Annotated in this window: 22 protein-coding genes and 1 tRNA gene; 8 read left to right on the forward strand and 15 right to left on the reverse strand. The window is 59.4% G+C overall.

All coding sequences use genetic code 11. The features are described from left to right. Positions 1 to 168 precede the first annotated feature (168 nt). Positions 169 to 930, forward strand: coding sequence for a hypothetical protein (locus ACGSLL_RS12065; RefSeq protein ID WP_394506068.1), 762 nt, complete (start codon positions 169 to 171; stop codon positions 928 to 930). Positions 931 to 1,019: 89 nt separating this feature from the next. Here the strand turns inward: ACGSLL_RS12065 and ACGSLL_RS12070 are convergent. The 5 genes from ACGSLL_RS12070 to dapA all read right to left on the reverse strand — a co-directional run bounded on the left by ACGSLL_RS12070 (position 1,020) and on the right by dapA (position 4,714). Next, positions 1,020 to 1,109, reverse strand: a tRNA-Ser gene (locus ACGSLL_RS12070). An 83-nt stretch (positions 1,110 to 1,192) separates the two neighbouring features. Continuing rightward, positions 1,193 to 1,906: a phosphoribosylaminoimidazolesuccinocarboxamide synthase gene (purC, locus tag ACGSLL_RS12075; RefSeq protein ID WP_090282213.1), complete on the reverse strand. Its 714-nt coding sequence runs from the start codon at positions 1,904 to 1,906 to the stop codon at positions 1,193 to 1,195. 28 nt (positions 1,907 to 1,934) lie between these two features. Then, a complete protein-coding gene (locus ACGSLL_RS12080) occupies positions 1,935 to 2,696 on the reverse strand; it encodes an MBL fold metallo-hydrolase (RefSeq protein ID WP_394506070.1) in 762 nt (253 codons plus the stop codon). 6 nt (positions 2,697 to 2,702) lie between these two features. Next, positions 2,703 to 3,818 carry an outer membrane protein assembly factor BamC gene (gene bamC / locus ACGSLL_RS12085; protein WP_394506073.1) on the reverse strand — a complete coding sequence of 372 codons (1,116 nt, stop codon included), beginning with the start codon at positions 3,816 to 3,818 and terminating at the stop codon, positions 2,703 to 2,705. A gap of 17 nt (positions 3,819 to 3,835) precedes the next feature. Next, a complete protein-coding gene (gene dapA, locus ACGSLL_RS12090) occupies positions 3,836 to 4,714 on the reverse strand; it encodes a 4-hydroxy-tetrahydrodipicolinate synthase (RefSeq protein WP_394506075.1) in 879 nt (292 codons plus the stop codon). Positions 4,715 to 5,041: 327 nt separating this feature from the next. Between dapA and ACGSLL_RS12095 the strand changes: the two genes are divergently transcribed. Both ACGSLL_RS12095 and ACGSLL_RS12100 read left to right on the forward strand, forming a co-directional pair. Continuing rightward, complete coding sequence (locus ACGSLL_RS12095; RefSeq protein WP_090282208.1) at positions 5,042 to 5,602, forward strand: glycine cleavage system transcriptional repressor; 561 nt, start codon at positions 5,042 to 5,044, stop codon at positions 5,600 to 5,602. A 10-nt stretch (positions 5,603 to 5,612) separates the two neighbouring features. Continuing rightward, positions 5,613 to 6,086, forward strand: coding sequence for a peroxiredoxin (locus ACGSLL_RS12100; RefSeq protein ID WP_394506078.1), 474 nt, complete (start codon positions 5,613 to 5,615; stop codon positions 6,084 to 6,086). A 129-nt stretch (positions 6,087 to 6,215) separates the two neighbouring features. Here ACGSLL_RS12100 and ACGSLL_RS12105 read toward each other — a convergent pair whose 3' ends face one another. Together ACGSLL_RS12105 and ACGSLL_RS12110 are read right to left on the reverse strand one after the other, a co-directional pair. Next, entirely contained in the window at positions 6,216 to 7,286 is a 1,071-nt protein-coding gene (locus ACGSLL_RS12105; protein ID WP_394506080.1) for an AI-2E family transporter, read from the reverse strand. 30 nt (positions 7,287 to 7,316) lie between these two features. Continuing rightward, positions 7,317 to 7,556 (reverse strand): sulfurtransferase TusA family protein, encoded by a 240-nt coding sequence (locus ACGSLL_RS12110; protein WP_016771269.1) that lies wholly within the window; start codon positions 7,554 to 7,556, stop codon positions 7,317 to 7,319. Positions 7,557 to 7,653: 97 nt separating this feature from the next. Between ACGSLL_RS12110 and ACGSLL_RS12115 the strand changes: the two genes are divergently transcribed. Next, positions 7,654 to 9,087, forward strand: a complete 1,434-nt coding sequence (locus tag ACGSLL_RS12115) for a M48 family metalloprotease (protein ID WP_394506082.1) — start codon at positions 7,654 to 7,656, stop codon at positions 9,085 to 9,087. A gap of 80 nt (positions 9,088 to 9,167) precedes the next feature. Here the strand turns inward: ACGSLL_RS12115 and ACGSLL_RS12120 are convergent, their stop codons facing one another. The 4 genes from ACGSLL_RS12120 to rpoE form a co-directional block, all read right to left on the reverse strand. Continuing rightward, positions 9,168 to 10,598 carry a DegQ family serine endoprotease gene (locus tag ACGSLL_RS12120; RefSeq protein WP_206414868.1) on the reverse strand — a complete coding sequence of 477 codons (1,431 nt, stop codon included), beginning with the start codon at positions 10,596 to 10,598 and terminating at the stop codon, positions 9,168 to 9,170. Between the two features lie 207 nt (positions 10,599 to 10,805). Continuing rightward, on the reverse strand, positions 10,806 to 11,771 hold the full coding sequence (locus tag ACGSLL_RS12125) for a MucB/RseB C-terminal domain-containing protein (protein WP_394506085.1): 966 nt from the start codon (positions 11,769 to 11,771) through the stop codon (positions 10,806 to 10,808). A gap of 8 nt (positions 11,772 to 11,779) precedes the next feature. Then, positions 11,780 to 12,367, reverse strand: coding sequence for a sigma-E factor negative regulatory protein (locus tag ACGSLL_RS12130; protein ID WP_090282201.1), 588 nt, complete (start codon positions 12,365 to 12,367; stop codon positions 11,780 to 11,782). Positions 12,368 to 12,397: 30 nt separating this feature from the next. Beyond that, entirely contained in the window at positions 12,398 to 12,979 is a 582-nt protein-coding gene (rpoE, locus tag ACGSLL_RS12135) for an RNA polymerase sigma factor RpoE (RefSeq protein WP_003172477.1), read from the reverse strand. A gap of 558 nt (positions 12,980 to 13,537) precedes the next feature. On the opposite strand from rpoE, the gene nadB reads away from it, so the two are divergent. Further along, the gene (nadB, locus tag ACGSLL_RS12140; protein ID WP_394506089.1) at positions 13,538 to 15,154 is read left to right on the forward strand and encodes an L-aspartate oxidase; all 1,617 of its coding nucleotides are present in this window, start codon (positions 13,538 to 13,540) and stop codon (positions 15,152 to 15,154) included. On the opposite strand, the gene ACGSLL_RS12145 is transcribed toward nadB, so the two are convergent. Both ACGSLL_RS12145 and ACGSLL_RS12150 read right to left on the reverse strand, forming a co-directional pair. Further along, a complete protein-coding gene (locus tag ACGSLL_RS12145) occupies positions 15,123 to 15,575 on the reverse strand; it encodes a protein YgfX (RefSeq protein ID WP_394506091.1) in 453 nt (150 codons plus the stop codon). The two genes, nadB and ACGSLL_RS12145, sit on opposite strands and share 32 nt — an antisense overlap. Next, positions 15,559 to 15,813, reverse strand: a complete 255-nt coding sequence (locus ACGSLL_RS12150; protein ID WP_007911418.1) for an FAD assembly factor SdhE — start codon at positions 15,811 to 15,813, stop codon at positions 15,559 to 15,561. The genes ACGSLL_RS12145 and ACGSLL_RS12150 overlap by 17 nt, the downstream gene beginning before the upstream one ends. A gap of 150 nt (positions 15,814 to 15,963) precedes the next feature. On the opposite strand from ACGSLL_RS12150, the gene ygfZ reads away from it, so the two are divergent. Both ygfZ and ACGSLL_RS12160 read left to right on the forward strand, forming a co-directional pair. After that, a complete protein-coding gene (ygfZ, locus tag ACGSLL_RS12155) occupies positions 15,964 to 16,908 on the forward strand; it encodes a CAF17-like 4Fe-4S cluster assembly/insertion protein YgfZ (protein WP_394506093.1) in 945 nt (314 codons plus the stop codon). A 35-nt stretch (positions 16,909 to 16,943) separates the two neighbouring features. After that, positions 16,944 to 17,765, forward strand: a complete 822-nt coding sequence (locus tag ACGSLL_RS12160) for an HDOD domain-containing protein (RefSeq protein WP_394506095.1) — start codon at positions 16,944 to 16,946, stop codon at positions 17,763 to 17,765. A gap of 121 nt (positions 17,766 to 17,886) precedes the next feature. Here the strand turns inward: ACGSLL_RS12160 and ACGSLL_RS12165 are convergent, their stop codons facing one another. Continuing rightward, positions 17,887 to 19,272, reverse strand: coding sequence for a sensor histidine kinase (locus ACGSLL_RS12165; protein ID WP_394506097.1), 1,386 nt, complete (start codon positions 19,270 to 19,272; stop codon positions 17,887 to 17,889). Beyond that, a complete protein-coding gene (locus tag ACGSLL_RS12170) occupies positions 19,265 to 19,936 on the reverse strand; it encodes a response regulator (RefSeq protein ID WP_090282195.1) in 672 nt (223 codons plus the stop codon). The genes ACGSLL_RS12165 and ACGSLL_RS12170 overlap by 8 nt, the downstream gene beginning before the upstream one ends. A gap of 434 nt (positions 19,937 to 20,370) precedes the next feature. Here ACGSLL_RS12170 and ACGSLL_RS12175 point away from each other — a divergent pair, with 434 nt between their 5' ends. Continuing rightward, a complete protein-coding gene (locus tag ACGSLL_RS12175; RefSeq protein ID WP_394506100.1) occupies positions 20,371 to 21,348 on the forward strand; it encodes a Bug family tripartite tricarboxylate transporter substrate binding protein in 978 nt (325 codons plus the stop codon). Positions 21,349 to 21,370 lie beyond the last annotated feature (22 nt).

The raw sequence follows: 21,370 nt of genomic DNA on the forward strand, positions 1-21,370 counted from the left end.
GCCGCGATGCTTCCGAAAACAAGATACGGCTTTACCCGAAGGCTTGCAGATGGATAATGGCGACCTGCCATAATTCGCCATCCCTCCCGCCAGGGATGCTCATCAACTCAGCCCGACCTTCGACCTCATGGATACATGATCAGGCTACGGAACAAGGAGTTCGTAACTTTGACGCCTTCTCAAGATTTATCAGCACCCGTTTCCCGAACACACAAGTTCACCTCATTAATGGCGCGAGGCATGGCCGGGCTCGGCGTGGTGCTCGGCGCCATGTGGGCATTGATAACTTATGTAGTGCCAGACCCGAGCGTATTCGGCTTCAGCTTCATCAGCTGGAAAAATGTGGTGCTGCTGGTCAGCACATTCTTGTTTCTGAGTGCGGTTTCATTTGGATGGCAAATTCGGAATTTCACCCCGTTGCTCAGGGGCAGCCTGCAATTCCTCATAATTACGGGTATCTCATTCGGCTTCTTCATCTTGGGCACGGAGTACGCCAAGCCGTCATTCGAATTCGCAAAACTGCAGGCAAAGATTGTTGAAAACGAGGGAAACAACCTCCTCGGCAAGCGTTTGGAGGTTCTGGACAACGTCCGCATAGAGCTGGACGGCTGCGAGAACATCGGTCGGCTGCCCACGTGCACATTTGAATTGACGAACCTGAACGTGGATCGCAGCTTCCGCTTCGATGAAAACACTCGTCTGTTCGATGAATCAGGAGGCCCATTGAAATTTGAATCGATTCGGGTCGGCCAAGTGGAAGACCGCCCATGGTTGCGATTTCAGTTGATCCGCAACGTCCCTACGCGCGTTACGCTGAACTTCCAGCAAAGCAACAGCAAACTCACCAAGACACCCGCGGTCAAGCTTGTATTCAATGACATGAACGATGAAACACTCACGCTCAAGTTCAGCGAGATCGACATCCGCTGATTGCAGCTGGCGTGCGTATGACAATCGTTAAACGCAACAGAAACAAAAAAGCCCCGTAGATTTTCATCTACGGGGCTTTTTCTATGTAATGGCGGAGAGATAGGGATTCGAACCCTAGGTACCGGTGAAGGTACAACGGATTTCGAATCCGTCCCATTCGGCCACTCTGGCATCTCTCCAACGGCGCGCATCATAACAACACTTTTACTGAAAGCAAACCCTCTTTCGAAAATTTGTTCGTGCTATCAGATGCTTGCGTCGATTAAAGCGGTACACCCAGACGATTGGCGACTTCTTCGTAGGCTTCGATGACGTCGCCGAGGCCCTGGCGGAAGCGGTCCTTGTCCATCTTCTTCTTGGTGTCCTTGTCCCACAGACGGCAGCCGTCCGGGCTGAATTCGTCGCCGAGGACGATGGAGCCGTCGCTGAACACGCCGAACTCAAGCTTGAAGTCGACCAACAGCAGACCGGCGTCGTCAAACAACTTGGTCAGCACTTCGTTGACCTTCAGCGACAGTTCTTTCATGCGCGCCAGTTGCTCGGCGGTGCCCCAGCCAAATGCCACGACGTGGGATTCGTTGATGAACGGGTCGCCCTTGGCGTCGTCCTTGAGAAACAGTTCGAAGGTGTAGGGGTTGAGCTTCATGCCCTCTTCGACACCCAGACGCTTGACCAGGCTGCCGGCGGCGTAGTTACGCACGACGCACTCGACCGGGATCATGTCGAGTTTCTTTACCAGGACTTCGTTGTCAGCCAGCAGTTTGTCGAATTGGGTCGGAATGCCGGCCGCTTCGAGCTTCTGCATGATGAAGGCGTTGAACTTGTTGTTGACCATGCCTTTGCGGTCAAGCTGCTCGATGCGCTTGCCGTCGAACGCCGAGGTGTCGTTGCGAAACAGCAGGATCAAGCGGTCAGCGTCGTCGGTCTTGTAAACCGATTTGGCTTTGCCGCGGTAGAGTTCTTCACGTTTTTCCATGATGGGCTCCGCTTGCTAAGTAGGTGGGCTAGGCGATGTGGCGCCAGTCGAGCCCTGAATCTTGATCGGCCAGTTGCAGCCAGTCCGGGTCGCACCCGAGGGTGTCGACAAAACATTGCCGGGCCAGCTGCGGCAGGTTGTTCTTGCTGCTCAGATGGGCCAGGACCAGGTGTTGCAAGCCCTGCCAGCCCAACTCGGCCACCAGGAATGCCGCCTGATGGTTGTTCAAATGTCCCAGCTCGCCGCCGACCCGTTGCTTGAGGAAGTACGGGTAATGACCGCGTGCGAGCATGTCCCGGCAATGGTTGGACTCGATCATCAATGCATCGAGATCGCGATAATTGTCCAGCACCCGCTCGCAGTACGAACCCAAGTCAGTGAGCAGGCCGAAGCGCCGCTGTTCCTGATCGCTGAAGACATACTGGGTCGGTTCCTGCGCATCATGGGCCACGGCAATGACCCCGACGCTCAGTGCACCGATCTGCAGTTGCTCGCCGCCAGCCAGAAAACCTGCTGGCTCAAGCGGTTTGCGCATCCCGCGCAGCGTGCCGCGACTGAGGTAGACCGGCAGATTGTAGCGCCGAGACAGCAAACCCACGCCATGCACGTGGTCGGCATGTTCGTGGGTTACAAGTATCGCGCTCAGTTGCGCCGGGTGAACCCCCAGGCGCAACAGGCGTTTTTCGGTTTCCCGCAGGGAAAAACCACAATCCACCAGCACGTACGTATCTGCACTGGCGATCAGCGTGCCGTTCCCTTGGCTACCGCTGCCGAGAACGGCAAAACGCATGATTGATCAGCCCAGATTGTCCTGAATCACGCTCAGCACTTTACGCGCCACATCAGCTGGCGCGACGGTGTTGATGTTTTTCTCGACTGTCACCTGAATGTTCTCGCCGACCTTGCTCAGGCGCACCTGATAACGTTCGGCGCGGGCTTCAACTTCTTCCTTGCTCGGCGCGCTGCCGAACAGGCTGCTGAAGAAGCCAGGCTTGTCGTCTTTCTTCTCGGCTTTTTCGGCCAGGTTGATGTAGTACAGGCCCAGGCTGCGGTTGATATCCTCAACGCGCCATTCACCCTGCTCCAGCGCACGACCAACGCTCGACCAGGCACGGTCGAGATCGGTGCCGACGTTCAATACCGGGTTGCCGCTGCCGTCTTCGCTGAGGCTGACGCGGCTTGGCGCATCGAAATCACGCGAAGCGAGCATCGACACCGAACCGCCCTTCTCGGAGGTACGGCTCATGCTTGCGAGCATGTCGTCGACCAGCGCAGCGTCCAGGCCGGTCTTGACCGAACGGTTGGTGAAGGCGACATCGGCGGTGCTGCCGGCAGGACGCTCGGCGCTGACCACGTAGATCTCACTGGTGTTGCGCTGCACGCCCGGCTCGATGCGTACACGCACGCGGGTTTCGCTGTCGCTGGCGATACCGGCCGCGCTCAGGCGCTTGGCCATCGATGCCGAAAGCTCATCGGAGTGCTGCCAGGTCGTGGTGAACTCGCCGGTCTGCGGGCGCTGTTCATCCAGACGGAAGCCGTTGTCCTGGAAGAACTGCAGCGCCACTGGCCAGACTTCGGCCGGTGGATGCTGGGCCACGACCCAACGCGAGTCGCCGCTCTTCTGCAGTGAGTAATCGCTGGCATCGGCCACGGCGGACAACGGCTGCGGACGCGGCACGATGTATTCGCCCTTGGCAGTGTCATCGGCGACGTTGCGCGGGATCGGCAACAGCGGATCAAGACGCTTGGAAGTGTTTACATCCGGTGGCAATTGCATCGGTGCAGTCTGTTGCGCTTGCAGGTAATCGCTACCACGGTCGCGGAAATAACCTTCCGGCCCCCAGACCCATCCGCAGCCGCTGGTGCTGGAGATAATCAAGGCAAGTGCGGAAAGTCCGGCCATTCGCTTCATGCGTTGTACTTCCTCAATTAAACCAGGACGCTGCACTGGCGCAGGGCCGTGCGAAGCGTTTCGTGACAAGGTGTGCTCAGCCAGGTCAGTGGCAGGCGGATGCCTTCGTGCATCAGGCCCATTTCGACCAAAGCCCACTTCACCGGAATCGGGTTGGCTTCGATGAACAGGTCTTTGTGCAGCGGCATCAGTTTTTCGTTGATTGCGCGTGCGGTGTCGGCGTCGCCCTTGAGCGCGGCCTCGCACAGGTCGGCCATTTCACGCGGCGCGACGTTGGCGGTCACCGAGATGTTGCCTTTGCCACCCAGCAGGATCAGTTCGACTGCGGTCGGATCATCGCCGGACAACACGATGAAATCCTTGCTCACGCCATCGATGATCGCCTTGGCACGCGTCAGGTCGCCGGTGGCTTCCTTGATGCCGATGATGTTCGGCACGCTGGACAGGCGAATCACGGTCTCGGCCTGCATGTCGCAGGAGGTGCGGCCGGGAACGTTGTAGAGAATCTGTCGAATGTCGACCGCTTCAGCGATGTGCTTGAAATGCTGGTACAGACCTTCCTGAGTCGGCTTGTTGTAATAAGGAACAACCAGCAGGCAGGCGTCGGCGCCGGCTTCCTTGGCGTTGCGGGTCAATTCGACGGCTTCGCGGGTCGAATTGGCGCCGGTGCCGGCGATGACCGGAATGCGCCCGGCAACCTGTTTGACCACGGCTTTGATCACGGCGATGTGTTCGTCAACATCAAGGGTTGCCGACTCGCCGGTAGTACCGACCGCGACAATGGCATGGGTGCCGTTCTTGAGGTGGAAGTCCACGAGTTTGCTGAGGCTGTCCCAGTCAAGACGCCCTTGTGCATCCATGGGAGTGACCAGTGCCACCATACTGCCCGCAATCATGAAACCGCTCCTGCCGGAAAAAGAGAGCGGTAATGGTACTGGCGCCAAGATGCTTGCACAAGCGAAGTACTGCGCTGCCGCCATTCCCCTTGGCGCCGCTTTTCGCTACCCTTCAGACTTTGATCGGTACTGATCAGCTTGTACGCCGGGTTTCTGCCTCCCGTTTCGGCCTTCCAGACCCTGTTCCTGCATCGCCTCGACGCGCTTCTGACTCAATGGAGCGAGCCGTGAGCGTCGGCCGGGCGCTTTGAACGGACAGCCACAACAGGCACTTCCCGGCATCCAACGCCTCAACCTACCGACCGCTCATCGCTTTAGGAATGCTGCATGTCCACCCCCACAGTTCGCGAACAATTCCTTGTCATCAGTGCTCTCGGCGCCAATCCGATGGAGCTGACCAACGTGCTGTGCCGCGCCAGCCATGAAAATCGCTGTGCCGTGGTGACTTCGCGCCTGACTCGCCATGGCGAGTGCAGTGCGCTGGTTCTCGAGATTTCCGGCAGCTGGGACGCCCTCGCGCGCCTTGAAGGCAGTCTGCCCGGCCTCGCCAAGAAACACGCATTCACGGTCAATGTGGTGCGCAGCGCACCGTTGGAAAATCGCCCTCAGGCATTGCCATATGTGGCTTACGTCAGTTCGGCGTACCGCCCGGACATCATCAATGAGCTGTGCCAGTTCTTCATGGACCACAACGTCGAGCTGGAAAACCTGACCTGCGACACCTATCAGGCGCCACAAACCGGCGGCACCATGCTCAACGCCACGTTCACCGTGACCCTGCCGGCTGGCACCCAGATCAGTTGGCTGCGTGATCAGTTCCTCGATTTCTCCGATGCGATGAATCTGGATGCGCTGATCGAGCCTTGGCGCCCACAAAACCCAATGTAAGGAAGCTTTCATGGCCGTTGCCATCGACCAACCGGTTGCCGTTTTCGAAGCGCCTGCCACCAGCGGGCAAACCGTCAGCCTGGCGGCGCTCAAGGGCCAGCAAGTGGTGATCTACTTCTACCCGAAGGACAGCACCCCGGGCTGCACCACCGAAGGCCAAGGCTTTCGTGATCAATATGCGGCGTTCAAGGCCGCCAACACGGAAATTTTCGGCATCTCCCGCGACAGCCTGAAGTCCCACGAGAACTTCAAGTGCAAGCAGGAGTTTCCGTTCGAGCTGATCAGCGACAAGGACGAAGCCGTCTGCCAGTTGTTCGACGTGATCAAGCTGAAGAAGCTGTACGGCAAGGAATACCTGGGCGTTGATCGCAGCACCTTCCTGATCGACAAGGATGGCGTGCTGCGTCAGGAATGGCGTGGTGTGAAGGTGCCGGGGCATGTGGATGCGGTTTTGGCTGCTGCGCAGGCCTTGAATAAAGCCTGATGGCCTAGCATTGAATTTACCGACGCTTTCGCGAACAGGCTCGCTCGCACAGGGAATCGTATTCCAAAGGCGGGAGCGAGCCTGCTCGCGAATGGCCATTGAGCTTGACCGAGCCATTCGGATCAACCGCTAAAGCAGCGGCGCCACCACCGGCTCTTTTCGCGGCCATGCATCGAGCACAGCCTTGAACAGCGTCGCCAGCGGGATTGCAAAAAACACCCCCCAGAATCCCCAAAGCCCACCGAACAGCAGCACCGCGCAGATGATCGCCACCGGATGCAGATTGACCGCCTCGGAAAACAGCAGCGGCACCAGCACGTTGCCGTCAAGCGTCTGAATGATTCCGTAAACCGCCATCAGATAGATGAACTGATCACTCCAGCCCCACTGAAACAGCGCAATCAGCAACACCGGCACGGTCACCACCACGGCACCGACATACGGCACCACCACCGACAGGCCCACCAGCAACGCCAGTAGCGCGGCGTAGTTGAGACCGAGCGCGATAAACGCGATGTAGGTCACGCCACCACAGATGACGATTTCGATGCCTTTGCCGCGGATGTAATTGGCAATCTGCCGGTTCATTTCCTGCGCGACTCGAGTGATCAGCGCGCGCTCACGGGGTAGGTAGCCGCGCACCCACTCGCCGATCATCGCCCGGTCTTTAAGAAAGAAAAACACCAGGATCGGCACCAGCACCAGATAGATCATGATGTTCACCAGCAGCGGCAGACTCGATAGCGAGAAAGTCAGCGCCCACTGGCCAAACTTGCCGATCTCGCCACGCGCCGCCTCGATGGCCTGCAGCACTTGCTCATCGGATACCAGGTGCGGATAGCGCTCAGGCAGCAACAACAGCAACGATTGCCACTTGGCGAGCATGCCCGGCAGTTCGTTGAACAGGGTGATCAACTGATGCCAGAGCAACGGCAGCACGACGACGATGAACAGCAACAGCGCGCCCATGAACAGCGCAAACACCAAACCCACCGCGACAGCGCCCGGCACGCGCATTCGCTCCAGCGTGACCACCAGCCCCTGCATCAGATAAGCCAGCACCATGCCGGCCAACACTGGCGCAAGCATGCCGCCGAGGGTGAGCACCGCAGTGAAGGCGAGAAACAGCAGCACCGCCAGCACCACCGCTTCTTCATCGGAGAAATAGCGCTGGATCCAGTCGCGTAACACTTTGAACATCAATAATCCCTTCGATTGGTTAGCCTTGGCTCAGGCTTTCTTCAACCAGTAACGGTAAACGCCGGCCTCGTCCTCTTCGCGCAGCAGCGCATGACCGGCAAGTTTGGCAAAGGTGCGGAAGTCGCGTTGCGAGCCAGCATCCGTGGCGATGACCTTGAGTACGGCGCCGCTCTGCAGTTTGTTGAGTTCCATTTTTGCCTTGAGCAACGGCAACGGACAGTTCAGGCCACTGGCGTCCAGTTCCACGTCATGGGCTACAGCATCGGTCATTGCATCACTCCGGTTCGGGTCTCTAGCTGCCTAGAATATCTGGTCGCAGCGTTGGTGTCCGGCTACAGTAAGGTCTTTGTCTTCTAAGGCTTTGTGCATGACTTTTCTGCGCCCTACCCTGCTGACGCTCGCTTGCCTGCTCGCCTCACCAGGCTTTGCCGACGATCTGCCGTCACTCGGCGACGCCAGTTCTGCCATTGTCTCGCCGCAACAGGAATATCAGCTCGGCCGCGCCTGGCTGGCGATGCTGCGCAGCCAGGTGTCACAGCTCAACGACCCGCAATTGAAAGACTACGTCGAATCCAGCGTGTACAAACTGGTGGAAACCAGCCAGGTCACTGACCGGCGCCTTGAATTCATTCTGATCAACAGCCCGCAGCTCAATGCCTTCGCAGCGCCCGGCGGCGTGGTCGGGGTCAACGGCGGTCTGTTCCTCAACGCGCAGACCGAAGGCGAATATGCCTCAGTCCTCGCACACGAACTGGCGCACTTGTCGCAACGCCACTTCGCCCGCGGCGTCGAGGCCTCGCAACGCATGCAAGTGCCGATGATGGCTGCCCTGCTGGCCGGTATCGTCATCGCTGCGGCTGGCGGAGGCGATGCCGGGATTGCGGCGATTGCCGGCAGCCAGGCGGCGGCGATTCAGGCGCAACGGACGTTCTCCCGACAGAACGAACAGGAAGCCGACCGCATCGGCATTCTCAATCTGGAAAAAGCGGGTTATGACCCGCGCTCGATGCCGACCATGTTCGAACGCCTGATGCGCCAGTATCGCTTCGATGCCAAGCCGCCGGAATTCCTGCTGACTCACCCGGTGACCGAGTCGCGTATCGCTGATACCCGCAACCGTGCCGAACAAGCCAAACCGGGCGGCATCGAAGACTCCAAACGCTATCAATTGATCCGCGCGCGGGTGCAGTTGATCTACGAAGAAACACCGGGGCTGGGCGCCAAGCGTTTCCGCGCGCTGCTGGACGAGAACCCGAAAAACGATGTGGCGCGTTATGGTCTGGCCATCGCGCAGATCAAGGGTGGGCAACTGAACGAGGCGCGCGAGAATCTCAAACAACTGCTGGCCACATCGCCGAACGAGATCATCTACAACCTCGCTCAGGTCGATCTGGATATCACCAACAACCGCTTGCCCGACGCGCAGTCACGGGTGGACCGCATGCTGGCGCAGTACCCGGGCAACTATCCGCTGAATCAGGTCCGTGTTGATCTGCTGCTCAAGCAGAACCGCGCGCCGGATGCCGAAAAAGCCCTGGAAGCCTTGCTCAAATCGCGCCCGGACGATCCGGACGTCTGGTATCAAGTGGCCGAAACCCGTGGCTTGTCGGGCAACATCATCGGCCTGCACCAGGCTCGAGCGGAATATTTCGCCTTGGTCGGCGACTATCGTCAGGCGATTCAGCAACTGGACTTTGCCAAGCGCAAGGCCGGCAGCAACTTCCCGCTGTCATCACGCATCGACGCCCGCCAGCGTGAGCTCATGGAGCAGGAGCGCATGATCAAGGACATGATGGGCTAAGCCCTGGTCGCCAGAAAAAAGGTTTCAGACATAAAAAAACCGCCTCTTTCGAGGCGGTTTGTTTTTACCTTGTCAGCCGATTATTCAGCCAGCTTGAAGGTAATGAAGCTGGCACGACCCTGACGCAGAACGCGCATCGACACCGAGCGGTTCTTCGGCAGCGCTTTGGCGATGTCGGTGAACTCCTTGGCCGAGCCGATGGCCTGGTTGTTCAGGTGCGTGATCACATCACCTGGCTGCAAGCCGATCAGGGCGGCAGGACCGTCCTGGACTTCCTTGATCACCACGCCACCTTTGAGGTCGTAGGCTTTCTTCTGCTCAGCGGTCAGCTCGCCCACTGCAACACCGAGGCGGTTGCTGCTGCTTTCAGCGCCGGATTTCGCCAGCGTATCCAGTTCTTTGTCTTCGTCCGGAATCGCGCCGACCGTCAGCTCGACGTTCTTGCGTTTGCCCTCGCGAATCACTTCCAGGTTGGCTTTGGCGCCAGCCTTCAGCGCGCCGACCAGATGCGGCAAGTCTGCGGACATGACAATCGGTTGACCGTTCATGCTCAGAATCACGTCGCCGACCTGCAGGCCGCCCTTGGCTGCCGGACCGTCATCCTGGATCTGTGCGACCAGCGCGCCGGCCGGCTTGTCCAGACCGAACGATTCGGCCAGATCCTTGTTCACTTCCTGAATGACCACACCCAGCCAGCCACGGCTGACCTTGCCACCGCTCTTGAGCTGATTGGAAACGTCCATCGCCACATCGATAGGGATGGCGAACGACACGCCCATGAAGCCGCCGGAACGGGTGTAGATCTGCGAGTTGATGCCGACCACTTCGCCGTTGAGGTTGAACAACGGACCTCCGGAGTTGCCCGGATTGATCGGTACGTCGGTCTGAATGAACGGCACGTAGTTTTCGTTCGGCAGGCTGCGGCCAACGGCACTGACGATGCCTTGGGTCACAGTGTGGTCAAAGCCGAATGGAGAACCGATGGCGACCACCCACTGACCGGCCTTCAGATCCTGGGATTTGCCGAGTTTGAGTACCGGTAGATCCTTGCCTTCGATTTTCAGCAGCGCCACGTCGGAGCGTGGGTCAGTGCCGATCAGCTTGGCTTTCATCTCGCTGCGGTCAGCCAGACGCACGAGGATTTCGTCGGCATCAGCGATCACGTGGTTATTGGTAAGGATGTAGCCATCCGGAGAAATGATGAAGCCCGAGCCCAGCGATTGCGCTTCACGCTGACGACCATCACGCGGGGAACGCTGTTGCGGCGGCATGCCACGTTCGAAGAACTCACGCAGCATCGGCGGCAGGCCCTCGAGGTCAGGCATCTGCTGGTTCACTTTGCGATCCGGCAGTTTCTGCGTGGTACTGATGTTCACCACGGCTGGCGAAGCTTGTTCGACCAATTGGGTGAAGTCAGGCAGATCGGCCGCCTGCGCAGCAGGAACTGCCTGACCGAGCACCAGCACGGTGGCAAAAATGGAAAGATAAGACTTCAAGCTAAGTATCGACATACAGCTCCCGTTACGACGAGCAGGGTTAAGCGATATGGAGCAAGGAACACCGGAAACCACAGACCGGCATTTTTGTTCCGGCAACAACAAACAAGGCCAGAGCCGTGAGGCTCTGACCTATAAAAAATTTCCGGGGTATTTGCAAATGAAAATGCTCAGCAAACATTTCCACGCCTCGGTGATGACACGCGGACAGCTGAGATCAGCTCACTGTTTGCTGGTTGCGGCGCCATCGGTATTTCGCATCGACAGAGCAATTCGTTCGGCGGTGCCGATCGGGATCTCACCGACCACGGTCACCATCATTTCGCCAGAAGGCGTAGTCAGGCGACGGGAAACGGCAACGGTCGGGCCAAGCTGAGTGCGGGTATCGGTCACTGTCGCGCCGTTCAATGGCTCGAGAAAAACCGAGAAACGCGCGAGACCGTCGTCGTACAGCAGGCTGTTGACCTGCGTCTTCGTCTCGGCATCTTTGTGCGATGCACTGCTGGTCAGTTCGAAGCCCGGCGGCAGCCAGTCCGAACGCCAGACTTGTGCAGTTTTGACTGCCGAAGCCTTGTCGCTGTCAAGCTTGACTGGCTTGCAATCCGCATTGGCCTGCAATTCACCTTCAGACGGTACTTGATCAGTGTCGAGGCTGGTGAACTGGAACCGCTCGAGCAATTGGCCCTTGTCGTTCAATAGCAACGATTTGAGCGGCAGAGCCGTTTTTTTGTCCAGATGCAATTCGAATCCGTAGCGATGTTGATCGCGAGGCGTCAACGCCACGATCACGGCATCTCGGCCAGCCACGCGCGACTTGCCAATGACGGCAAGGTCATACCAGTTTTTCAGCTTTTTGGGATCAAGAGGACGAGCCGCAGTACTCGGTGAGTCTCCCAGCCCGGCAATCAGAGTGCCGCTGACGCATTGCGTATGTCCATCAATGCGCACGACTTCCTGCGCCGAACCGTCGAGCTGAAGCAACCTCTCGCGGACCTGGCCGTTCTGGACGCGATGCCAGATGTTGTGGGTAGAAAAGCTACCGTTACGCTCGTAAACGAAAGTACCGTGAAAGCTTTGCTGCTGTTCGGCCTGGCCCAGCCGGGTCAACCAATCCTGGGCCTCATCAGCGTGGGCTGGAACAACGAACCAGCCACTGAGCAGAAGCGTAAGTAGAGGTATGGCGCGCATGATCCTCCTTAACGGTTTTCCAGGCTTGCAGCACGTGCATAAGGCAGCGCGCTTTCAGTGCCTTTCAAAGCAGCCTGTTGGGCATGCTGACGCAGGTAGCCCGGCAGACGCTGATCATGCCAGCCTGGCTGACCTTGCAATACGCCGTTGGCCATCGGACCAGTGGCTTCAGAGCTTTCACTGTAGCCTGCCAGAACAGCCGGACCCTTGACTTGCGGGGTCGCCAGCGTTGGCTGATTGGATTGCTGAGCCAGCTCGACACCAGCGATTTCGTCCTGGTTGTACAGGCGAACACCCGCCAGCACGGCAACCGTCACCGAGGCTGCAACAGCCAGACGGCCGAGGCTGCGCCATGGACTGCGAGATACTTTGGCCGGGGCCGTTTCGTCTTCCAGCGCAGCAGACACTGCCGCAGCGATATCCAGACGCGGAAGCAGCAGATCCTTGTGCATGGCTGCCCGAGCGATCTGGTAACGAGCCCAGGTCTCACGGGTTTCAACATCATCCAGTGCATTAAGCACTCGACGCAATTCCAGTTCGTCCGCTTCGTTATCCATCACTGCGGACAGCGATTCCTGCAGGGCTTCACGACTCATGGCGTTCCTCTCTTGGCTGTCGCCGCTGTCTCAGTTTTCCTGCAACAACGGTTGCAGGGCTTTGTCGATGGCCTCCCGAGCGCGGAAAATCCGGGAGCGCACGGTACCCACCGGACACTGCATGACGCTCGCAATGTCCTCGTAACTCAGACCGTCGAATTCGCGCAAAGTTAAAGCCGTACGCAAATCTTCCGGCAGTTGCTGAATGGTTCGATGAACAGTGCCTTCGATCTCATCCCGCAACAATGCACGTTCTGGTGATTCGAGATCCTTGAGGCCGTGATCGCCGTCGTAGAACTCTGCATCCTCGGAACTTACATCACTGTCCGGCGGCCGGCGGCCGCGCGAAACCAGGTAATTCTTCGCCGTGTTAATGGCAATACGGTACAGCCACGTATAAAACGCACTGTCGCCGCGGAAGTTTCCAAGTGCTCGATACGCCTTGATAAAGGCTTCCTGAGCCACGTCCTGGGCCTCATGGGTGTCGTGCACAAACCGCACGATCAACCCGAGAATCTTGTGCTGATACTTCAGCACCAACAGATCGAAAGCTCGCTTGTCGCCGCGTTGAACGCGCTCGACCAGCTGCTGATCCTCTTCCTGGGTTAGCATGAACACTCCTCGATAAGCCCGGAGGAGGCTTGCACAACTAAACGACCAGACTTGCAAACATAGACTCGGGCTTTTCGCAAAAGTTCTCCCCCTCCAAGCAAGTTTCCTGCGGGCTCTGATTTGACACGCACGAAAAACGCAGCGCGGGATGAACCGGCTGCGCGAATAATCTTGTCATCGGTTTCGCGGACCGCAACCCAACCACAGATTGCACACTGAAGCCGACACTGTCCCTTATCTCTGGCACCGACTATTGATCTTGGGCCTTTGGCAAAAGTTCCAATTATTTATAGCCGCCACCCACCGACATTGGACGACCCTGCAAAGAAAAAGCGTGTTTCAGCGCCGATACAGTTGCCTTCACCCATTACAGGTGAAAAAAACTTCCGACGAAGCGTGCGCTTTTTGCCGTCACAGTAGTTTCACAATGCCATACCGGCCCGGCTATTGTGCCGTCCCACCCCTCTATATACTAGTGGGCTGTGTGGCTGTCTTGACTCGCCGATCCAGCTGTCTTGCGCCAACCCCGACCCGGGTCGCTTTGAGCGGAATCCTGAAATGAGCCAACAGTTCCAACACGATGTTCTGGTCATTGGCAGCGGCGCTGCCGGTTTGAGTCTCGCACTGACCTTGCCCGGTCATTTGCGCATTGCCGTGCTGAGCAAAGGCGATCTGGCCAACGGCTCGACGTTCTGGGCTCAGGGCGGTGTCGCCGCAGTGCTCGATGACACCGACACGGTCGAATCCCATGTCGACGACACGCTCAACGCAGGTGGCGGCCTTTGCCATGAAGATGCCGTGCGCTTTACGGTCGAACACAGCCGCGAAGCCATCCAGTGGTTGATTGATCAAGGGGTGCCGTTCACTCGTGATGATCAGTCGGGGACCGAAGACGGCGGATTCGAATTCCATCTGACCCGCGAAGGTGGTCACAGCCACCGGCGCATCATCCATGCCGCCGATGCCACAGGCGCGGCAATTTTCAAGACCTTGCTGGCGCAGGCCAAGCAGCGTCCGAATATCGATCTACAGGAACAGCGCGTCGCTGTCGATCTGATCACCGAGCGCCGATTGGGCATGCCCGGTGAGCGTTGCCTCGGCGCCTATGTACTCAATCGCAAAACCGGCGAAGTCGACACCTACGGCGCCCGTTTCGTGATCCTGGCCACAGGCGGCGCAGCCAAGGTTTATCTCTATACCAGCAACCCCGACGGTGCGTGCGGAGATGGCATCGCCATGGCCTGGCGTTCGGGATGCCGCGTGGCGAACCTGGAATTCAATCAGTTTCATCCCACTTGCCTGTATCACCCGCAAGCCAAGAGTTTCCTGATCACCGAGGCCCTGCGCGGTGAAGGCGCACATTTGAAGCTGCCCAATGGCGATCGCTTCATGCAGCGTTTCGACCCGCGCGCCGAACTGGCGCCACGGGATATCGTCGCCAGAGCCATCGACCATGAAATGAAACGCCTGGGCGTCGATTGCGTTTATCTTGATATCAGCCACAAACCCGAAGCGTTCGTAAAGAGTCACTTCCCGACAGTTTATGAGCGCTGCCTCGGCTTCGGCATCGACATCACCCAACAACCGATCCCGGTGGTACCTGCCGCGCACTACACCTGCGGCGGCGTGATGGTCGATCAGCACGGCCGCACCGATGTGCCGGGCTTGTATGCCATCGGCGAAACCAGCTTCACCGGACTGCATGGCGCCAACCGCATGGCCAGCAACTCGCTGCTGGAGTGTTTCGTCTACGCACGTTCGGCGGCGGCAGACATTCTCGCGCAACTGGACAATGTTACCGCTCCAAACGCCCTGCCCGCCTGGGACGCCAGTCAGGTCACCGACTCCGATGAAGACGTGATCATTGCGCACAACTGGGATGAACTGCGCCGGTTCATGTGGGACTACGTCGGCATCGTGCGCACCAACAAGCGTCTGCAACGGGCGCAGCACCGCGTGCGGTTGTTGCTCGACGAAATCGACGAGTTCTACAGCAACTACAAAGTCAGCCGTGACCTGATCGAACTACGCAATCTGGCGCAAGTCGCCGAACTGATGATCAGCTCGGCCATGGAACGCAAGGAAAGTCGCGGCCTGCATTACACCCTCGATTACCCGCAGATGCTGCCCGAGGCGCTCGACACTATTCTGGTGCCGCCCACCTACGTCGGCTGAATTTGAGCCGTACGCGCAGGCGCCGATGCACATCGGCCGTCTGCGCGTCTCGTGGCACGCAGACCGACCTGACCTGCCACTCGCCGCGCAAGCGAAACCGCAGCACCACGACCAGCGGCAATGCCAGACTGTCGCGGCACAATTGCGCTGTTTGCCAGCCATCAGCCTGATTCCAGACCTGCCAGCCATCGGCATCGCGACGCAATCCACAAAATGCCTCTGGATGGCTGAGCAAAATCTGCCGCGGCAACACCCATAAACCGTGCAGCACGCAGCCGAACGCCGCGAGCAGACTGGCCCATATCGGAATCGACAATAGAAGCAAAGCGCCCAGGGCGAACGCCTGGACCAACAGATACGCCGCCAGCAATTGCCGTGAGGCATGCCAGCGGCATTCGAACGTATTACTTGGGCTGGACACGATCCAGAATCATTCGGACCATCCGCTGCAGCTCAGGGTCTTCCGACTCGCTGCGCTCCATGAACCAGCCGAACATGTCCTGATCCTCACACGTCAACAGACGGACATACAAATCGCGGTCCACCTGATTCAGCGTCGCGTACACCTCCTGCACGAACGGCACCAGCAGTACGTCAAGCTCAAGCATGCCGCGACGGCTGTGCCAAAAGAGGCGATTCAGTTCAACTTGTTCGACCATGGAGCCCTCCTCGAATTTGGCGGCAAGTATACAGACCCCGGACGGGTCGCACAGTCGGCTTTGGTCGGGCACCACCGATCCTTTATCAACTACCCATTTCACCAACGCACCCTTATGATGTGCCCCAGTCTATTTACCCTGCGATGACCCATGGCCGATTCTGCTTTTTTCTGCACCCTGTCTCATGAAGGCGTTCTCGCGGTTCGCGGCGCGGATGCCGGAAAATTCCTGCAAGGCCAGTTGACCTGCAACATCAATTACCTGAGCGAAAGCCGCGCCAGCCTCGGCGCCCGGTGCACGCAGAAAGGCCGGATGCAGTCGAGCTTCCGCATTCTGCTCGAAGGTGACGGCGTGCTGATGGCGATGGCCAGCGAACTGCTGGAGCCGCAACTGGCGGACCTGAAAAAGTACGCGGTGTTCTCCAAATCGAAGCTGACCGATGAAAGCGCCGACTGGGCGCGCTTCGGCATTGATCACGGCGATGCCGCCCTGAGCGGCCTCGGTCTGGACTTGCCGGCTGAAACCGACAGCGTCGTGCGCCATGAAGCGCTGATCGCGACTCGCGTTTCGCCACAGCGTGCCGAACTTTGGGTGCCTGCCGATCAGGCCGATGCGATCAAAGCCAGACTGGCCGCAATGTTGCCCGAAGCCGAGCTGAATCAATGGTTGCTGGGGCAGATCCGCGCCGGTATTGGCCAGGTCATGCCGACCACCCGCGAGCTGTTCATTCCGCAGATGCTCAATCTGCAAGCCGTCGGCGGCGTGAGTTTCAAGAAAGGCTGCTACACCGGCCAGGAAATCGTCGCGCGCATGCAGTATCTGGGCAAACTCAAGCGCCGCCTGTATCGCCTGAGCCTGGGCGGCACGCAACTGCCGGAGCCCGGCACGCCATTGTTCGCCCCCAGCCACAACAGCTCGATCGGCGAGGTGGTGCTGGCTGCCGTCGATGCGGACCAGAACATTGAACTCCTGGCGGTATTGCAGGCCGAAGCTGCCGAAGCCGGTGATCTGCATCTGGGTACTCTCGAAGGCCCGACGCTGCATGTGCTCGACCTGCCTTACGAACTGGATCGCGACCGCGAGATCCAGCGTTGATCGCAGCATTTGTCGCAACACCCTAGAGAGTTTAAATGAGCGAACTGGCAGAAAAAGTCCAAACGGATTTGGTTGCGGCCATCGATAACGATGACCTGGTTCTGCCCACGCTACCGGAAGTGGCCCTGCAGATTCGCAAGGCCGCGGAAGACCCGGAAATCAGCGTCAGCGACCTGAGCAAGATGATCGGCCGCGATACGGCGCTGTCGGCGCGCCTGATCAAAGTGGTCAACAGCCCCCTGCTGCGCGCCGCCCAGGAAGTGACCGACCTGCACACCGCGATCACCCGCCTGGGGATCAACTACAGCAGCAACCTGGCGATCGGCCTGGTGATGGAGCAGATCTTTCATGCCCGCTCCGAAGTGGTCGAACAGAAAATGCGCGAAGTCTGGCGCAAGAGTCTGGAAATCGCCGGGGTCAGCTACGCCCTTTGCCGCCGTTACACCACCCTCAAGCCTGATCAGGCCGCGCTGGGCGGGCTGGTGCACCAGATCGGCGTGCTGCCGATTCTGACCTACGCCGAAGATCACTACGAGCTGCTCTCGGACCCGGTCAGCCTCAATCATGTGATCGACCGCATCCATCCGCTGCTCGGCGACAAGCTGTTGCGGGTCTGGGAGTTTCCCGAGCGGTTGGTGGCACTGCCGGGGCTTTATCAGGATTTCAAACGCGATTCGGCTGAAATCGATTATGTGGATGTGGTGCAGGTGGCGAGCCTGTATTGCCACAAGGACACCGAGCATCCTTTCGCGCGGATCGATCCAATGACAGTTCCGGCGTTCAGGAAGCTTGGGATTGATCCTGAGAACAAAGCGTTGTGCGCGGATCTGGAAGAGTCGCGGACGATGTTTTACTGATCCGCAACCGTGGTGCTGCCATCGCCAGCAGGCTGGCTCCCACAGGATTTGCATTGATCTGCACTTTCTCCCCATTTTGGGAGCCAGCCTGCTGGCGATGGGGCCGGTAAAGGCGCCCCTGTCACCCGGCGATAAAGCTCACCCGCACCTTCAACCCCGCCTGCTCGCCATCATGCAGGCTGATCTGAGCCAGGTGCGCACGGCAGATCTCGCCCACAATCGCCAGCCCCAGCCCGGAACCGGCTACCTGCTGATTGCGCCGGTAGAAGCGCTCGAACACCCGATCACGGTCCTCCAGCGGAATGCCCGGCCCGTCATCCTCCACCTCAAGTATCGCCGGCGCAGTGACCCGCAAGATCACGTTGCCGCCGGGCGGTGTATGTGCCAACGCGTTGTCGACCAGATTGCTCAGCAATTCGTTGAGCAGCGTCGGCTCGCCGCGCAGCCACACCGGCTCATCCGCTTCAAGCGCCAGTGCCACGCCACGCTTGTGCGCCAGCGGAGCCATGGCCATGCCCAGTTCGCGGGCCAGCTGACTCAGATCGAGCAACTGCGCGCCACCTTCGGCAATCGCCCGGGCACCATTTTCGACGCGGGCCAGCGATAGCAGCTGATTGGCCAGATGAGTCAGGCGATCGGTGCCCTGTGCGGAGGACTCCAAGGTATCGCGCCAGACCTGTGGCTCAGTCGAGCGCAGTCCCAATTCGAGCCGCGCCTTCAGCGCCGCCAATGGCGTGCGCAATTCATGGGCGGCATCGGCGATGAACTGCGCCTGTCGCTCGAATTGCGCACGCAGGCGCTCGGTAAAGTGGTTGAGGCCGCGCACCAAAGGCCCCAGCTCATCCTGAACTTCAACCAGCGGCAATGGCCGCAGATCGTCAGGCTGACGTTCTTCGACTGCCGTGCGCAGGCGCTCCAGCGGACGCAACGCTGCACTGACTGCGAACCAGACCATCAGCAATGCACCGATCGCCAGCATGCCCAGACGCAGCAAGGTATCGGCGGCCAGACTGCGTGCCATGCTGACCCGCGCCTCGTCGGTTTCGGCCACGCGGATTTCCGCCATGCCGTTCATGTTCGGCTCGGACACGGCCTTGAGCAGACTCACTACGCGCACGTTCTGGCCGTTGTAAGTGGCGTTGTAGAAGCGCGCCAGTGCTGGGTAGCTGTCGGTGCGTGGCGTGCCGGGCGGCGGGCCGGGCAGATTTTCGTAGCCGGAAATCAGCTTCTGATGAATGTCGTTGACCTGATAATAAATGCGTCCGGCGCTGTCGTAGGCGAAGGTGTCCAGGGCGACGTAAGGGACATCGGCGCTGAGGCTGCCATCACGTTGCGAGAGGCCGGCGGCAATGGTCCGCGCCGAGGCCAGCAGGGTGCGGTCATAGGCGGTATCGGCGGCTTCGCGGCCATTCCAGTAAGCGCTCAAGCCACTGGCAAGCATCAACACCACCAGCAACACTGCGAGGTTCCACAACAACCTCCAGCGCAGGCTGCTGGGCTTATGCATCGCGGCTTTCCAGCAGATAGCCGAGGCCGCGGAAGGTCACGATCGCTACCGGCTGGCCGTCGAGTTTCTTGCGCAAGCGGTGCACGTAGATTTCGATGGCGTCGGGGCTGGCTTCTTCGTCGAGGCCGAACACCTGCGCCGCCAGCTGTTCCTTGCTCATGACGCGGCCAGGACGGGCAATCAGCGCTTCGAGAACGGCTTGCTCGCGAGAAGTCAGGGTCAGCAGTTCTTCGCCGAGGGTGAAGCGTCGGGTGTCGAGGTCGTAGGCCAGCACGCCACAGCGCTGCTGACGCTCGCCGCCGAGCACACTGCGGCGCAACAGGGCTTTGACCCGCGCCTCGAGTTCGGTCAGTTCGAATGGCTTGGCGAGGTAATCGTCGGCGCCCAGGTTAAGGCCATGCACGCGGTCCTTCACATCGCTGCGCGCGGTCAGCATCAGCACCGGCACGTTTTTCCCTCGGGCGCGCAACCGCGCCAACACCTCGAAACCGTCCATGCGCGGCAGGCCGACATCCAGGATTGCCACGGCATATTCCTCGCTGCCAAGCGCCAGGTCGGCGGCCACGCCATCGTGCAACACATCCACGGTCAGACCGGTGCTCTTGAGCGCCTGGGCGACGCTTTCAGCCAGTTGCAGATGGTCTTCGACGAGCAGAACACGCATGGATTTTTACCTCGTTCAGGGATGGCCGGCGCCACGCTTTGCCGCGGAGTTTACAGCCGCAACCGCTGCTGTGAAGCCCGAAAACCGTGAAAGCTAGCTGAAAGGTTAGCGAAAGGTTAGCGGATTACAGTCGGCCTCACGGACAGTTGCGACTGTCGTCGCTGAAGCCACACAGCGCCTGAAAAACGCCACGAAGCGTTTTCGACCCATAAGAACAATAACGGAGTACCCCTAGCATGCCGTCCATGCGCACCAAGGCTGTAATGCCTGCCCGCCTCTCCCGCTTTCAGCATTCTCCTGCCGGTTTTTCACCGCAGGCCTGCGTCTTTGCCCTGTCTGCGCTCACGCCGCGAGAAAACTGCGTCTGCCGCTAAGCTCTAGCGTGTCCCTTGCTCATTAGTCCATCCATAACAACAACTCCTCTGGAGACTCGAATGAACGTATCCCTGCGTAAAGTTGCTTTAGCCGCTGGCGCGATGCTGATTGCCGGCCAACTCATGGCCGAGCCAAAACGCCCGGAATGCATCGCTCCGGCCTCGCCGGGCGGCGGTTTCGACCTGACCTGCAAACTGGCGCAAAGCGCGCTGGTGAATCAGAAACTGCTGACCAAACCGATGCGCGTGACCTACATGCCCGGCGGTGTCGGCGCGGTGGCGTACAACGCGGTCGTGGCTCAACGTCCGGCCGATGCCGGCACGCTGGTTGCCTGGTCGAGCGGTTCGCTGTTGAACCTGGCGCAGGGCAAATTCGGCCGTTTCGATGAAACCAACGTGCGCTGGCTGGCGGCAGTCGGCACCAGCTACGGCGCCATCGCCGTGAAAAGCGATTCGCCTTACAAGACCCTCGACGATCTCGTTCAGGCCTTGAAGAAAGATCCGGGCTCGGTGGTCATCGGCTCCGGCGGCACTGTCGGCAGCCAGGACTGGATGCAAACCGCATTGATCGCCAAGGCCGCCGGGATCAACCCGCGTGACCTGCGCTATGTCGCCCTCGAAGGCGGCGGCGAAATCGCCACCGCGCTGCTCGGTGGCCACATCCAGGTCGGCAGTACCGACATCTCCGACTCCATGCCGCACATCCAGAGCGGCGACATGCGTCTGCTCGCGGTGTTCGCTGACAAGCGTCTGGACGAGCCGGAAATGAAGGACATCCCGACTGCTCGCGAGCAAGGCTACGACATCGTCTGGCCGGTGGTGCGCGGTTTCTACCTCGGGCCAAAAGTCAGCGACGAAGACTACGCCTGGTGGAAAGACGCATTCGACAAACTGCTGGCTTCGCCGGAGTTCGCCAAGCTGCGCGATCAGCGTGAACTGTTCCCGTTCGCCATGACTGGCCCGGAGCTGGACACCTACGTGAAGAAGCAGGTCGCGGACTACAAAGTGCTGGCCAAAGAGTTCGGCCTGATCCAGTGATCGTCTCTGTCTAGTGGCGGCG

The organism is Pseudomonas retamae (genome assembly GCF_043496865.1).
Lineage (GTDB): Bacteria > Pseudomonadota > Gammaproteobacteria > Pseudomonadales > Pseudomonadaceae > Aquipseudomonas > Aquipseudomonas retamae.

Bases quoted from the DNA above. Each gene is read 5' to 3' on its own strand.
- purC (WP_090282213.1), bottom strand. From the start codon at position 1,906: ATGGAAAAACGTGAAGAACTCTACCGCGGCAAAGCCAAATCGGTTTAC.
- ACGSLL_RS12080 (WP_394506070.1), bottom strand. From the start codon at position 2,696: ATGCGTTTTGCCGTTCTCGGCAGCGGTAGCCAAGGGAACGGCACGCTG.
- bamC (WP_394506073.1), bottom strand. From the start codon at position 3,818: ATGAAGCGAATGGCCGGACTTTCCGCACTTGCCTTGATTATCTCCAGC.
- dapA (WP_394506075.1), bottom strand. From the start codon at position 4,714: ATGATTGCGGGCAGTATGGTGGCACTGGTCACTCCCATGGATGCACAA.
- ACGSLL_RS12095 (WP_090282208.1), top strand. From the start codon at position 5,042: ATGTCCACCCCCACAGTTCGCGAACAATTCCTTGTCATCAGTGCTCTC.
- ACGSLL_RS12100 (WP_394506078.1), top strand. From the start codon at position 5,613: ATGGCCGTTGCCATCGACCAACCGGTTGCCGTTTTCGAAGCGCCTGCC.
- ACGSLL_RS12105 (WP_394506080.1), bottom strand. From the start codon at position 7,286: ATGTTCAAAGTGTTACGCGACTGGATCCAGCGCTATTTCTCCGATGAA.
- ACGSLL_RS12110 (WP_016771269.1), bottom strand. From the start codon at position 7,556: ATGACCGATGCTGTAGCCCATGACGTGGAACTGGACGCCAGTGGCCTG.
- ACGSLL_RS12115 (WP_394506082.1), top strand. From the start codon at position 7,654: ATGACTTTTCTGCGCCCTACCCTGCTGACGCTCGCTTGCCTGCTCGCC.
- ACGSLL_RS12120 (WP_206414868.1), bottom strand. From the start codon at position 10,598: ATGTCGATACTTAGCTTGAAGTCTTATCTTTCCATTTTTGCCACCGTG.
- ACGSLL_RS12125 (WP_394506085.1), bottom strand. From the start codon at position 11,771: ATGCGCGCCATACCTCTACTTACGCTTCTGCTCAGTGGCTGGTTCGTT.
- ACGSLL_RS12130 (WP_090282201.1), bottom strand. From the start codon at position 12,367: ATGAGTCGTGAAGCCCTGCAGGAATCGCTGTCCGCAGTGATGGATAAC.
- rpoE (WP_003172477.1), bottom strand. From the start codon at position 12,979: ATGCTAACCCAGGAAGAGGATCAGCAGCTGGTCGAGCGCGTTCAACGC.
- nadB (WP_394506089.1), top strand. From the start codon at position 13,538: ATGAGCCAACAGTTCCAACACGATGTTCTGGTCATTGGCAGCGGCGCT.
- ACGSLL_RS12150 (WP_007911418.1), bottom strand. From the start codon at position 15,813: ATGGTCGAACAAGTTGAACTGAATCGCCTCTTTTGGCACAGCCGTCGC.
- ygfZ (WP_394506093.1), top strand. From the start codon at position 15,964: ATGGCCGATTCTGCTTTTTTCTGCACCCTGTCTCATGAAGGCGTTCTC.
- ACGSLL_RS12160 (WP_394506095.1), top strand. From the start codon at position 16,944: ATGAGCGAACTGGCAGAAAAAGTCCAAACGGATTTGGTTGCGGCCATC.
- ACGSLL_RS12165 (WP_394506097.1), bottom strand. From the start codon at position 19,272: ATGCATAAGCCCAGCAGCCTGCGCTGGAGGTTGTTGTGGAACCTCGCA.
- ACGSLL_RS12170 (WP_090282195.1), bottom strand. From the start codon at position 19,936: ATGCGTGTTCTGCTCGTCGAAGACCATCTGCAACTGGCTGAAAGCGTC.
- ACGSLL_RS12175 (WP_394506100.1), top strand. From the start codon at position 20,371: ATGAACGTATCCCTGCGTAAAGTTGCTTTAGCCGCTGGCGCGATGCTG.